A 13825-nucleotide genomic window follows, 5' to 3' on the forward strand; every position below is an offset into this window, starting at 1 on the left:
GCCTGCCGTGCATGTGCCTGCCGTACGCGTGCCTGCCGTACGCGTGCCTGCCGTGCGCGTGCCTGCCGTGCGTCGGCCGCCGTCAGCCGGCCTCCGGGCGGCCGAGCGCTTCGATCCACTCGCGGATCGCCTCGCCCGTCGTCGGGGCGTGTGCCTCGAGCACGCTCAGATGACTGCCGGGTACCTCCACCGTGTCGTGGGGTCCGGGCCAGGACGACCACGACGACCAATCCTCCGGCATGTGCGGCAGCGGCTGCGTGGCGCGCACCAGCAGGGTGGGAACCTCGGTCGGTTCCGGCTGCCAGCCGCGGAACATCCGGGTGTACGCGCCCAGCGACAGCAGCGTCATGTCGTCCACCGCCGTGTCGAACCGCTCACCCACCGCCAGCGGGATCCGGGCGGGCAGGGCCAGCAGCGACGGCTCGGCCTCCCGGTCCGGGGTGATGCGGTAGGCGTCCACCAGGACGAGCCCGGCCGGGGGAGCGCCCTCGGCCGCCAGGCGCGTGGCCACCGCGTGCGCGGCCGAACCACCCATGGAGTGGCCCACGACGACGTACGGACGGTCGCCGAGGTGCCGCCGCACCGTCGTGGCATGCAGCTCGGTCAGCGTCTCCAGATCCCGCGCCACGGCGTCCCCGTGGTCGACCCCGGGGTGCCGCAGCTCGAAGACGTCCCGCTCCCCTTGGAAGCAGGGGGCGAGCCCCGCGTGCCAGGGCCGGCCGAGATTCGTGGCGAAGCCCGGCACGCAGACGAGCGCCGGGCCGCGCGCGCCCGTGGCCAGCCGCACCGGTGACACTGCGTGCCGGTCGCTGTCGTCACGGCCGAAGGAGGGCGCGCCGAGCGACGCGGTCACCAGCAAGTGCATCGCCGAGACGACGTCGCCCGTCTCGCAGACCCGCCGGTACAGGGCCGGCAGGGACTGGCCGGCGCGGAGGCCGCGCGGACTTGGCGGGCCCGGCGAGAGAGCCGGCACCGGAGCAGGCTGGGCGGCATGCGGGGGAGTGGACGGGGCGTTCGCCGAGGACGCTGGACTGGCGGCCCGGGCGGGGGTGGACGGGTCGGTTGGTGCCGGTGTGGACGGGATGCTCGGCGAGGATGCTGCACCGGCGGTCCGGGTCGGAGTGGACGGGTCGGTCGGTGCCGGAGTGGACGGGACGTTCCTCGAGGACTCCGGACCGTTGGTTTGCGCGGGGGCGGACGCAACACTCCCCGCCTGAGTGGACGCGACGCTCGCCGAGGACGCCGGACTGGCGGTCGGGCCCGACGTTGACGGGGCCGTCTGCGTCTGAGCGGGCAGGACGGTCTGCGGTTCAGCGGGCGGGACGGTCTGCGCTTGCGTGGGCAGGACCGTCTCGGCTTGAGCGAGCAGGACGGTCTCCGCCGGAGTGGTGTGGACGGTCTCCGCCAGAGTGGCCAGGACGGTCCGCGCGGGATGCGTGCGCGCCCGATCCCGATCACCTTCCCCCGGCGCGGCAGCCGCCGCTTCCGACAACTCCCCGCTCAACTCCCCGTACACGTAATCCGCGAGCTCCTCCGCGCTCGGCCAGTCGTACGCGACGGTGGCCGCCAGCGGTATGCCGGCCAACAGGCTCAGCCGGTTGCGCAGCAGCACGCTCATCAGTGAGTCGAGGCCCAGCTCGGGAAAGCCCCGGTCGACGGCGCTCGCGTCGGTGTGGCCGAGGACCGCGGCGACCTCGGCGCGGATCAGCTCCAGCAAGGCGGGCGCCCGCTCGGGCACCGGCAGCGACGCCAGCCGGTCCCGCCAGGCCCCGGCGGTGGCATCCGGCTCGTCGCCCCCGGCCGCCGCCCCGGGCGAGGCCGTCGGCCGGGCCGGACGCAGCAGCCCACGCAACGGCGGCGGCACCGGTGACCCGGCGGCCAGTGCCCCCGGCGAGCGGTCCAGCGGCAGCGGCGCGAGGACCGGCTCGCGGCTGCCCAGCGCGGCGTCGAAGAGTGCCAGACCGTGCTCGGGGGAGACAGCGCGCACCGCGCCACCGTGGACTCGGCCGGTGCGGGCCGCCATCCCTTCCCCGTCCGCCCACGGCCCCCAGGCCAGTGACAGCGCGGGCAGCCCGAGGGCGGCGCGGTGGTGGGCGAGCGCGTCCAGGAAGGAGTTCGCCGCCGCGTAGTTGGCCTGGCCGGGGTTGCCGAGCAGGCCGGCGGCCGACGAGAACAGCACGAAGTGCGACAGGGGCAGTTCCTTCGTCAACTCGTGCAGATGCCAGGCGGCGTGGGCCTTCGGTCGCAGCACCGCCGCCAGCCGTTCGGGCGTCATCGCCTCCAGTACGCCGTCGTCCAGGACGCCGGCCGTGTGCACCACCGCGCTGAGGTCGGGCCCGAACTCCTTGATGACGGAGGCCAGTTGGCTCCGCTCGGCGGTGTCGCAGGCCACCAGGTCCACCTGTGCCCCCGCTCGCTCCAGCTCGGCCCGCAACGCTTGCGCGCCGGGTGCCAGCGGCCCACGCCGACCGGCGAGCACGAGACGCCGGACCCCGTGACGGGCGATCAGATGCCGGGCCAGCAGCGCGCCCAGGGACCCGGTGCCGCCGGTGATCAGGACGGTTCCCCGGCCGAGCGAGCCGGCGGCCACCGACCCGGGAGCGGGCACCAGCCGGGGGACGCTCAACAGACCTGCACGGATGGAAAGTTGGGGCTCACCCGTGGCGACGGCGGCAGGCACCAGCCGGAGCGACTCGGGTCGGCCGTCCACGTCCACGAGGGTGAGGCGCCCGGGGTACTCCGCCTGTGCGGAGCGCAGCAGCCCCCAGATTGTGGCGGCGGGCAGGTCGGGCGTCGCGGAGGCGGCACCGCGCGTCACCACGACCAGCCGGCCGGAACCGGCGAGTCGCGTCCGCAACAGCTCCAGGGCTCGTACGGCCAGTACGTGGGCGGCAGCCGCCGGGTCGGCGTCCTCGGCCGAGGGGGCCGACAACGACGCCACGACCGTCTCGGGGACGCACGCAGGCAAGGACACTCCGGCCGCCGCACCGGAGTCCGCAGTCGCGAGCACCGCGGCCACGCCCAGGTCGTCGGGTTCCGTCACCGCCAGGGCGGGCACGTCGCCGACGGCCGGAACACCACTCCAGCGCAGTCGGTACAGCTCCCCGGCCGGGCCGGCACCCACGTGCGGGACCGGACGCGTGGTCAGCGACTCCAGCCGGGCCACCGGCGCGCCCGTCGGGGTGGCGAGGTCCAGGGCAACGGTGTCCGGGCCGGTCGTCGTGATACGTGCGCGCAGCGCGGCTGCCCCCGTGGCGTACAGCGTCATGCCTCGCCACGCGAACGGCAGCCGTGCCGGGCCGGCGGGCGGCTCGGCGAGCAGTCCGGCGTGCAGGGCGGCGTCGAGCAGCGCCGGATGGAGGGCGTGCCGCCGGGTGTCCGTGCCGGGCACCGGGCCGACCTCGGCGAACAGTTCCTCGCCCCGCCGCCAGAGGGCGGTGACGCCCCGGAACGCCGGCCCATACACGTGACCGGTGGCGGCCAGCCGGTCGTAGGCGCCGGTGATATCCACGGGTGTGGCGCCCGGCGGCGGCCACGCGGCGAGCGAGGCCGCGCGGTCCCGGTCGCCCGGGACGGCCGGTCCGAGCCTCCCCGTCGCGTGGTGGGTCCAGGCGCCGAGCGCGCCGGACTGCTCGGGCCGGGAGTACACGTCCGCCGCGCGGCGCCCGGTACCGTCCGGTTCTCCCACGGCCACCTGGAGTTGGATCCGCTCCCCTTCGGTGGCGAGCAGGGGCAGCGGGGCCAGGAGGGCGAGATCCTCCAGTACGTCGAGACCGCACGCGTCGCCCGCGTGCAGCACCAGATCGGCGAACGCGGCGCCGGGCACGAGGGCATGACCGCCCACCACATGGTCGCGCAGCCAGGGCTGGGCGGCGTAGGACAGCCGGCCACTGCACAGCAGGCGCTCCGTGCCCGGCACGGTGACCGTCTCCGTCAGCAGCGGGTGGCCGGAAGCGGTCACGGGGTCGGCGGTGCCGGCGGGCAGCCAGTAGCGCTGCCGCTGGAAGGGGTACGTCGGCAGATCGACCCGCCGGGCGCCGCTGTCCGCGTACACCCGATGCCAGTCCACCGGCACACCGTGGACGTGGAGTTGACCCAGCGCGGTGAACAGCGTGCGGTGTTCGGGTCCGGTGGCGCTCCGGCGGGCGATGGCCGTGAACAGCGGCTGCTCACCGGCCTCGGCCAGACCCGTCATGGCCTGGGCCGTGAGCTGCGCGTCCGGGCCGATCTCCGCGAACGCCGTCACCCGCCCCTCGCGCGCCAGCCACTGCACGGCGTCCCCGAACCGTACGGCCTCGCGGGCGTGCCGTACCCAGTACTCGGCCGACCGCAGTTCGTCCCCGGTGGCCGGGCGCCCGGTCAGTCCCGACACCACAGGGATGCGGGGTTCGTCGTACGCCAACCCGGCCGCGACACGTCCGAATTCGGCGAGTACCGGCTCCATCAGCGGGGAGTGGAAGGCGTGGCTGACCCGCAGCCGGGCGCTGCGGCGTCCCCGTACGGCGAACCGCTCCGCGAGCGCGAGCACGGGCCCCTCCCGGCCGGAAATGACGACCGCCCGCGGACCGTTCACGGCCGCGATCGCGACCCCCTCGGCCAACTCGCCGCTCACCTCCGCCTCGGTGGCGTCCAGTGCCACCATGGCGCCGCCCTCCGGCAGCCGGTGCATCAACCGGCCCCGGGCCGCGACCAGTTCGACGGCGTCCCGCTCGGACAGGACGCCCGCGGCGTGGGCCGCCGCCAGCTCACCGACGGAGTGCCCGGCCAGGAAGTCCGGCCGCACGCCCCAGGACTCCAGCAACCGGAACAGGGCCACCTCGAAGACGAACAGGGCTGCCTGGGCGAAGTCCGTACGATCCAGCAGCGCGTTCTCGTCGGCTCCCCAGAGCACCGAGCGCAACGGACGTTCCAGACGCGCGTCGAAGCGTTCGCACAAGGCGTCGACGGCGGCCGAGAAGACCGGGAATGCCTCGTACAACTCCCGTCCCATACCCGGCCGTTGGGCACCCTGACCGGTGAACAGCAGGGCCGGTCGACCGGCCGACTGCACCGCGTGCGGCGCGGCCGATGCCGCCAGAGTGTCCAGGGCGCTCAGCAGCCCCTGGCGGTCGTCGGCGGTGACGGCGGCCCGGTGGGGGAGCACAGCCCGGGCGGTGGCGTGGGTGAACGCCACGTCCAGCGGGTCGAGTTCGGGCCGCTCACGCAGTGCGGCCGCGGTCCGCGCGGCCTGCGCCCGCAGGGCGGCGCTGCTCGCGCCGGAAAGCAGCAACGGCGGGGCCGCCGCGCGGCGACGGCGCGGTTCGACCGCGCCTTCCTCGGCCTCTTCCAGGATCACGTGCGCGTTGGTCCCGCCGATCCCGAACGCCGACACGCCTGCCCGACGCTGCCGCCCGGGCACGGGCCGCCACTCCTCCTCCTGGGTCAACAACCGCACGGCGTTCGACGACCAGTCCACCCGGGGCGACAGCTCGCCGGCGTGCAGCGTGCGGGGGAGCCGACCGTGCTGCATCGCCAGTACGGTCTTGATCACGCCGGCGACACCGGCCGCGGCCTGGGTGTGTCCGAGGTTGGACTTCAACGAGCCCAGCCACAGCGGGCGTTCGGCCAGCCGGCCCGGCCCGTACGCGGCCAGCAGCGCCTGCGCCTCGATCGGGTCGCCGAGCGCGGTGCCCGTGCCGTGCGCCTCCACGACGTCGACATCGGCAGGTGACAGCCCCGCATCCACGAGTGCCGCCTGGATCACCCGCTGCTGCGCCGGCCCGTTGGGCGCGGTCAGCCCGTTGGAGGCACCGTCGGAGTTGACGGCGGAGCCGCGCAGCACCGCGAGCACCGGATGTCCGTTGCGCCGTGCGTCGGACAGCCGCTCCAGCAGGACCAGGCCGACGCCCTCGCCCCAGGCGGTGCCGTCGGCCGCCGCGGAGAAGGGTTTGCACCGGCCGTCCGGAGCCAGCCCGCGCAGCCTGCTGAACGCGATGAACGGCGCGGGCGTGGCCATGACGGTCACCCCGCCCGCGACGGCCAGCGAGCTCTCGCCGTCGCGCAGCGACCGCGCGGCGGCGTGCAGGGCGACCAGCGACGACGAACACGCGGTGTCCACCGTCACGGCGGGCCCGCGCAGACCCAGGGTGTACGCGATCCGGCCGGAGGCCACGCTGCCCGCCGAACCCAGCGCGAGATGGGCCTCCAGCTCGTGCCCGGCCCGGTGCAGCAGGCGGCCCGCGTAGTCGGCGTGCATCACGCCCACGAAGACACCGGTGTCGCTGCCCCGCAGCCCCGACGGGTCGAGGCCCGCCCGCTCCACCAGCTCCCAGCCGGTCTCCAAAAGAAGCCGCTGCTGTGGATCGGTGGCCATCGCCTCGCGGGGCGACATGCCGAAGAAGGCCGCGTCGAAGTCCGCCGCCCGGTGCAGGAAGCCGCCCCTGCGGGTGACGGAGGTTCCCGGCCGGTCCGGATCGGGGTCGTACAACTCGGCCACGTCCCAACCGCGGTCGGCGGGGAACTCGGAGGTCGCGTCGGTGCCGTCCGCCAGCAGCCGCCAGAGGTCCTCCGGGGACTCGACGCCGCCGGGGTAGCGGCAGGCCATGGCGACGATGGCGATCGGCTCCCCGGGCTCCGTACGCCGTCCATCGCCGGACGCACGCGCGGGCTGTGGCCGGCTGTCGCCCCGCAGCGCGTCACGCACCCATGCCGCCGCGGCGGCGGGCGTGGGGTGGTCGAAGACGAGTGTCGCGGGCAGGTCGAGACCGGTCGCCGCGCCCAGCCGGTCGCGCAGCAGCACACCACCGAGCGAGGTGAGCCCGAGCTCGGTGAAGGGCCGGTCGGGATCGACCGCGCGCGCAGGCATCCCGGCCGTCCGCGCGGTCTCTTCGAGCACCAGGTCCAGCACTGCGTCGGAGACCGCCGCCAGTCGCTCGCGCAGCGCGGCCGCGGCGCTCGCCCGCTGCCCGGCCAGCCGCGCGGCCAATTCCTCGGCGAGCGCGGGCCGGACAATCTTGCCCGAGGGGGTACGGGGGACGGACACGGTCTCGTAGATCTCGTCCGGCACCTTGAACCCGGACAGCCGCGCCCGGCAGTCGGCGAGCACGCGCGCCGTGTCGATCCCGTGCGGTCCGGGGACGACGAAGGCGACCGGCACCTCGCCGAGGACGTCGTGCGGGCGGCCGACGACGGCGGCGTCGCTGACACCGGGGCAGGCGAGCAGCACCCGCTCCACCTCGGACGGGTTGATGTTCTCACCACCGCGGATGATCAATTCCTTGACGCGGCCGGTGACTTGGAGATGACCGTGCGCCATCCGCCGGCCGAGGTCCCCGGTGCGGTACCAGCCGTCCGTGAAGGCCTGGGCGGTGGCGTCGGGACGGTTGTGATAGCCGGCCATCAGACCGGGGCCGCGAACCCAGATCTCCCCCTCCTCCCCGTCGCCGACCTCGGCACGGGTGGACGGATCGGCCAGCCGCACCGCGAGCCCGGGCAGCGGCGGGCCGCTGGAGACGTCGTCCCGGGGCCCGTCGATCCGGTTGACCGCGATCTTCCCGCAGGTCTCGGTGGAGCCGTAGCCGTCGAGGAGGGGAGCGGCCAGCACATCCTCGACCTCCGCCCGCAGCTCAGGAGGACAGGGCGCGCCGGCGGTGACGCACACCCGCAGGGATTCGGGCACCGGATCGCCGGTCTCCCGCAGCGAGTCGAGCAGCAGGCGGTAGGTGGCGGGTACTCCGGCGAGCATGGTGAACGGCTGCCCGGCGAGAGCTTGAGCGACGCTCGCGCCCCGGTCGAGCAGGTGGGCACTGGCACCGACCGAAACCACTCCCAGCAGGCACAGCGAATGGGCGTAGCAGTGGAACATCGGCAGCGGCCAGAGCAGCCGGTCCCGCTCCCGCAGCCCGTACGCCGGTACGTAGGCCGCCGCCACCGACCACAGGGCGGAGCGCTGCGTGGAGACCACGCCCTTGCTCTCCCCGGTGGTGCCCGAGGTGTAGAGGAGCCAGGCGGGATCGTCGAGGCCGAGGTCATCGCGGGGCGTCCGGCCCGGATCCGTCCCGGCCAGCTCCTCGAAGACGAGGACGTCGGCGGGGGCATCGGCCGGCGGGGAGCCCGGGCCGACGACGACCGTCCGCACCCCGGGCCGCCCGGCCGCCAGTCGGGCCACCTGCGGCAGCAACGGCTCCTCGGTGACGACCAGGACCGCGCCGCTGTCGTCGAGAAAGTACGCCAACTCCTCGTCCGACGCGGCGGGGTTGAGCAGCACGCCGATCGCGCCGGCCCGCAGCACGCCGAGACAGCCCTCCACCAGCTCCACCCGATTGCCCAGATGGATCGCGACGCGGTCGCCGCGCCGGACCCCAAGCCGTGCCAGGTGCCCCGCCAACCGCCCGGTACGTTCCTCCAACTCCCGGTAGGTGACGGCGCGACGGGCGTCCCGATAGGCGGTCTTGTCTCCCAGTCGAGCCGCGTGCTCCCTCAACGTGCCGGGCAGCGCACGCACCAACTCGCCCTGAAAATCCGCCATCCCCGCCCCTTCGACCATGGCTCGCTCTCGGCAAACCGTACGTCAGCCGAACGGGCGCTCAGCGCCCCCACGCCCTGGTCCTCGTGAACGTCGCGGACCGGCGCCGCCCCCCATGAGGTTCAGCTCCCGGGCTGCGGTCGGCGGGCGGCCGTCTGGGATGCTGGCGTGGTGTCGACCACCGCGCGGATACCCGAGCCCGTCACCCCGGACGCCCCCCTGGCCTTGCGGCGGCCGCTGCTCACTCAGCAGTGGCTCGATCTCGCCTTCGTCCACTGGCCTGTCGACCCGGCCGATATCGCCGGACTGTTGCCGGACCGAACCGTCCCCGACGTACTCGATGGGATCACCTACGTCGGCCTGGTCGCTTTCCGTATGCACCGGGTCGGCTGGCTCGGGTCACCGGGGGTGCCGTATCTGGGCACGTTCCCGGAGACGAACGTGCGCCTGTACTCGGTGGACGCGCATGGCCGGCGCGGTGTGGTCTTCCGGTCGATGGACGCCGCCCGGCTCGTTCCCGTACTGATGGGACGGGCCGGCTTCCGGCTTCCGTACGTGTGGTCCCGTATGGCTGTCCACGCCGACGACGACGTCATCACCTACACCAGCTCACGGCGCTGGCCCGGGCCGCGCGGCGCGCACAGCCGTATCGTCCTCCGGCGGGGCGAACCGGTAGCGGAGCCCACCGAGTTGGAGCACTTCCTGACCGCCCGCTGGGGCATGCACAACACGTTCTTCGGCGACACGGGATATCTGCCGAACGAGCATCCACGCTGGCCGCTGCACCGCGCCGAGCTGCTCGCCTGCGACGAGAACCTGCTCGCGGCCGCAGGCCTGCCCACGCCGCTGGGCGAACCGGTCAGCGTCCTGTACTCGCCGGGCGTCCCGGTCCGGCTGGGGCGGCCGGCCCGGCCGGGTGGCATCCCGACCCCCTGAGCGCCGGCTACAAGGGCGGCGCATTGCGCCGCAGTCCGCCGTGTCGCCGGAAACCCGCGACGGCGGATCGGGACACACCTCGTCGGTCCGGTGACAGCAAGCACTGCCCCAGCCTCACAGCCGACAGATCCAAGCCAAGACACCATGGTCCGTTTTCGCGCGAGTCAGGCCGCAGGCCGGGACACCACCCGCCGATTCGCACAGTTCTCGCGTCTTCTGCCGCAAGGGTTACGCCTGGACCGTTCCGTAGCATCCGGACGCGGATGTCGACGCCGGCCGCTTCCTCGAACGAGTACCGGAGGCGACGGCACCACCTCCGCCCCGATTGCCGGGGCGGAGCCTCAATTGGTTGCCGGTCGGCGGTTACGCCGAAGACCTGGTCAGGGTCGGACCGGCTTGCCGCGTCCCCAGCCCCAGGCGAGCCTGTCGGCGCCGGACTGGTTCGTGGTGGCAAGCCACGGCCGGGCGGGATCGCCTGTCAGGGTCTGCAGCGAGTAGGTGTCGTCGGTACGCAGCCCGGGCCAGTAGACGGACCCCATCCTGAGCCGGCGGAAGGTGTCGGTGACGGCCTGAACGTAGTTGATGTAGTTGTCGGAGGGAGCCGGCTTGTTGTAGTCGAGGCCGGTGGTCATCGGGGCGCCGAACTCGTCGGCGACGGTCCGGTTGGCGCAGTCACCGATGCGCTCCTCGAGGTCGGCCACCCACTGGTCGTAGGTGGCGTAGTCCTTCCAGAAACCGTAGTGGTGCAGCGACAGGTAGGTGCCCTTCAGGCGCGGGTCGGCGCAGACGGAGGTGACGTGGTCGTTGTAGCCGGCGCCGCTGACGAACACCCGGTTGCGGGGCACCGAGGGGTAGGTGGCCAGCCACTGCGCGGCGATGTCGGCCCACTCGGCGTCGGTGTATCCGTGGGGCTCGTTCATCGGCTCGAAGTAGACCCGCGGGTCGTCCTTGTACGCGTTGACCACGGTGTTCCACATGGGCCAGTAGGTGGCAGGGTCGTCGATGAAGCCGTCCTTGCGCGAGCCCGTGCCCTCCCAGTAGGAGACGATGACCTTGAAGCCCCGGGCCGACGCTGCGTCGATCACCCCGCGATAGGACTTCCAGTAGGCCCCGTCGACGGTGTACGGGTTGATGGGCAGTCGTACGGTGTTGGCGCCCAGGTTCGCGCGGAATGCTGAGATCACCCGGCTCGCCTTGGCGTAGGTCTGGGCGTAGCTGTCGGAGGTGGACAGGCCGGACAGCACGACGGGGTCGTCGGCGAAGTTGTCGCGGGGATCGGCCCAGTTGACTCCCTTGAACCGGGTCGTGTCTCCGCTCGGTGCGGCGTGGGCGGGGCCGCCCGCGATGGTGGTGCCGCTGGTGCCCGCGATCAGGATCGCCACGAAGGCGGCACGCAGCCGCGGGGTGAAGCGGGTTCTGGCGGGGATTTTGCGCATCGACTTGCCCTTTCAAGAGATGGCGACTCAGTGCATGGCGGAGCCTGCGCGTGGCTGAGCGGCCGTCGGAAGGTGTGCCGGGCCGGACGGGTGGTGCCGGCTCGCCGTGGGTGGGCCCGGCGATGACCGGTGGTGTACCGGTCTGCTTGGCGCGGGGGAGTACGGGGTGCGGTCCTGGCGCCCGCGCCTCCGGCCCTACCTGGCGGAGGCCTCCTGCCAGGCAGGTTGTTCTGAGGTCAAGTCCTCTCTGCTTCACCGACCTCGACATCATGTTTACGTAAACACTCTTCGGCGAAGCTTGGCCTGGGCTCGGTTCAGGGTGATGTTTACGTAAACATGGCGGCGCCGGAATCGTGGCATCCGGCATAGCGATCGTCAAGGTTTCCCGCGCGTAACGTCGTTGCGTTGTGTCGCGGGTTCTCGGTCCGGGTTCGAGGCGGCGGGAATGGTGAAGTGACGGACCCGAACTGGCGGGAGTAGCGGGTTGCGGTCCCAACACCCCGCGCGTGCCCCGGCGTTGCCTGGTCTCCGCGCCCGCGGGAGATGGTTGGCTGCGTGGCCGGCGAGCCCGGATCGTCCGCGAACCGGAGACCCGTCTCGCGGTCTCGGCCGGGCGTCCCCACCCCGGCCGCCACCGCGACATACCAGGCGTGGTTACCGACTTGACCCAAGTCCTGCTAGTACGGTCCGCGTTGTATTCGGTGGGAATGTCTGCGGGGCGGAGTGGTGATGCATCAGACGGACGAGTCGGTGGGGGCGACGCGCACGGCCGTTCTCCCCGGCGGCCCCAGCCGCGCATCGCGCACCCGCGTCCCCCGCCGCCGTCTCCTCGTCATCGGGCTGGGAGTGGCGGTCGGCTGGGGCTGCACGTCCGCGGCGGCCGAGCTCGCCCGCTCCGGGTGGCTGGGCGCCCCGGCCTTCGGGGCCTGGCGGACGGTGTGCCTCGCCATCACGGTCCAGGCGCTGCCGTTTCTGCTGCTCGGCACCGCGCTGTCCGGCGCGATCAACGCCTTCGTGCCGGCCTCTGTGTTCAGCAGGGCCCTGCCCAGTCGCCCCGCACTCGCCGTCCCGGTCGCCAGCGCCGCCGGTGTCGTCCTCCCGGGCTGCGAGTGCGCGTCGGTGCCGGTGGCGAACAGCCTGATCCGACGGGGCGTCACCCCGGCCGCGGCCTTCGCGTTCCTGCTCTCCGCCCCCGCCATCAACCCGGTCGTCCTGACCGCCACCGCCGTCGCCTTCCCCGGCAGCCCCGCCATGGTGGCCGCCCGGCTGCTCGCCTCGCTCGTCACGGCCGCCGTGATGGGCTGGCTGTGGCTCTGGCTGGGGCGCGAGGAGTGGCTGCGGCCCGCGGCCCGCCACACCGGTCATCACCCGGGGCACAGCCGCTGGAACGAGTTCCGCCTCGGCTTTCAGCACGACTTCCTGCACGCGGGCGGCTATCTCGTCCTCGGCGCGGCCGCGGCGGCCACCTTCAACGTCACCGTGCCGCGCTCCGTCCTCGACACGTTTTCCGGCTCACCGTGGCTCTCCGTGCTGTTCCTGGCCGGGCTGGCGATCGTTCTCGCGGTCTGCTCCGAGGCCGACGCCTTCGTCGCCGCGTCGCTCGCCGGGTTCTCGCCGACCGCGCGGCTGGCCTTCCTGGTGGTCGGCCCCATGGTCGACCTGAAACTGATCGCCCTTCAGGCGGGCACCTTCGGCCGGGCGTTCGCCCTCCGCTTCTCCACCGCGACCGTCGTCGTGGCGGTTGCGTGCAGCGTGCTGATCGGAGGAGCCCTGCTGTGAGACACCGCGTACAAGTACTGCTCCTGGTCCTCTGCGGGCTCGGCCTCCTGCACGTCTCCCTGTTCTCGGACCTGTACCTGCGCTACGTGAAGGCGGGACTGCGCCCGGCGCTCATCGCCTCCGGCGCACTGCTCCTCGTACTGGGCCTGCTGGCGGCGGCCCTCGACGGACGGGCGGACGCGCGCGAGCCCGCGTACGACGGCGGTGAAGGCGCCCACGATCACGGCCATGACCACGACCACGACCGTGTCGGCGGTCAGGGTCATGGTGGTCACCACGATCACTCGACCACGCCGCGGATCGCCTGGCTGCTGTTCCTTCCCGCCCTCAGCCTGCTCTTCTACGCGCCTCCCGCACTCGGCGCGTACACGGCTTCCCGGGCCAACGAGAAGGCCGTCAAGCAGCAGAGCCGGTTCGACCGGCTCCCGGCGACCTCGCCGCTGCCCATCACCCTCACGGACTTCACCCAGCGGGTGCAACAGGACCGGGAGCGGAGCATCGAGGGCCGCAGCCTGCGGATGACGGGTTTCGTCACGCCGGCGCGGCAGGGCGGCGGCTGGTATTTGACCCGGATCATCTTCAACTGCTGCGCCGCGGACTCGCAGTCGATCAGGATCCGGATGTACGGCGGCCCCGCACTGCCCCACGACACCTGGGTCTCCGTCACGGGAACCTGGCACCCCTCGGGCACGCTCGGCACGAAGTCGGCGGCCCCGGCCCTCGACGTCCGCGCCACCAAGCGGATCTCGCCACCGGTGAACGCCTATACGGACACCCTTCCGCTCACACCTTCCTGATCCTGGGGGACCGTGACTGCCCATCGCCCCGAGAGGCGGCGGGTCGCCGTGTGGCCGCAACCGCGAAGCGCGAACCGCAGGCTGAGCCTGTTCTTCAACCCCTCAACCGAAACAGAGTCCGGCAGTTGGGCCCGCGCTGGGCGCCGCGCTGCTTCCGGCGGTGGCCGACGCGGTTGATCGAAGCGGCCACACCTCCCCGGCAGTCGGCGACCGGGCCGCCATGTTCGCCGGGGCACTGGCGGCCGGGCTCGCCACGCTGGTGGCACTGAGCGCCCGGCGAAGGTCACTCCGCACTCCGGCCCACACCTGACGCCGCCGCGCACGCCGGACCTCTGCCTGCTGTCGTCGCCCGCACAGCGTCGCCGGAGCGGCCA

At 73.2% G+C, this 13825-nt stretch carries 5 protein-coding genes; 3 read left to right on the forward strand and 2 right to left on the reverse strand.

The window, feature by feature from the left end:
* Positions 1-82 precede the first annotated feature (82 nt).
* Positions 83-8506: an alpha/beta fold hydrolase gene (locus tag ACZ4RZ_RS20365; protein ID WP_467746328.1), complete on the reverse strand. Its 8424-nt coding sequence runs from the start codon at positions 8504-8506 to the stop codon at positions 83-85.
* Between the two features lie 168 nt (positions 8507-8674).
* Here ACZ4RZ_RS20365 and ACZ4RZ_RS20370 point away from each other — a divergent pair, with 168 nt between their 5' ends.
* Complete coding sequence (locus tag ACZ4RZ_RS20370; protein ID WP_467746330.1) at positions 8675-9439, forward strand: YqjF family protein; 765 nt, start codon at positions 8675-8677, stop codon at positions 9437-9439.
* Positions 9440-9819: 380 nt separating this feature from the next.
* Here ACZ4RZ_RS20370 and ACZ4RZ_RS20375 read toward each other — a convergent pair whose 3' ends face one another.
* Positions 9820-10875, reverse strand: coding sequence for a glycoside hydrolase family 5 protein (locus tag ACZ4RZ_RS20375; protein WP_467746331.1), 1056 nt, complete (start codon positions 10873-10875; stop codon positions 9820-9822).
* Between the two features lie 729 nt (positions 10876-11604).
* On the opposite strand from ACZ4RZ_RS20375, the gene ACZ4RZ_RS20380 reads away from it, so the two are divergent.
* Positions 11605-12654: a permease gene (locus ACZ4RZ_RS20380; RefSeq protein ID WP_467746333.1), complete on the forward strand. Its 1050-nt coding sequence runs from the start codon at positions 11605-11607 to the stop codon at positions 12652-12654.
* A complete protein-coding gene (locus ACZ4RZ_RS20385) occupies positions 12651-13451 on the forward strand; it encodes a TIGR03943 family putative permease subunit (RefSeq protein ID WP_467746334.1) in 801 nt (266 codons plus the stop codon). Before ACZ4RZ_RS20380 ends, ACZ4RZ_RS20385 begins: the two co-directional genes overlap by 4 nt.
* The last annotated feature ends 374 nt before the right edge of the window (positions 13452-13825 follow it).

This window comes from Streptomyces sp. NPDC027189, from assembly GCF_055566975.1.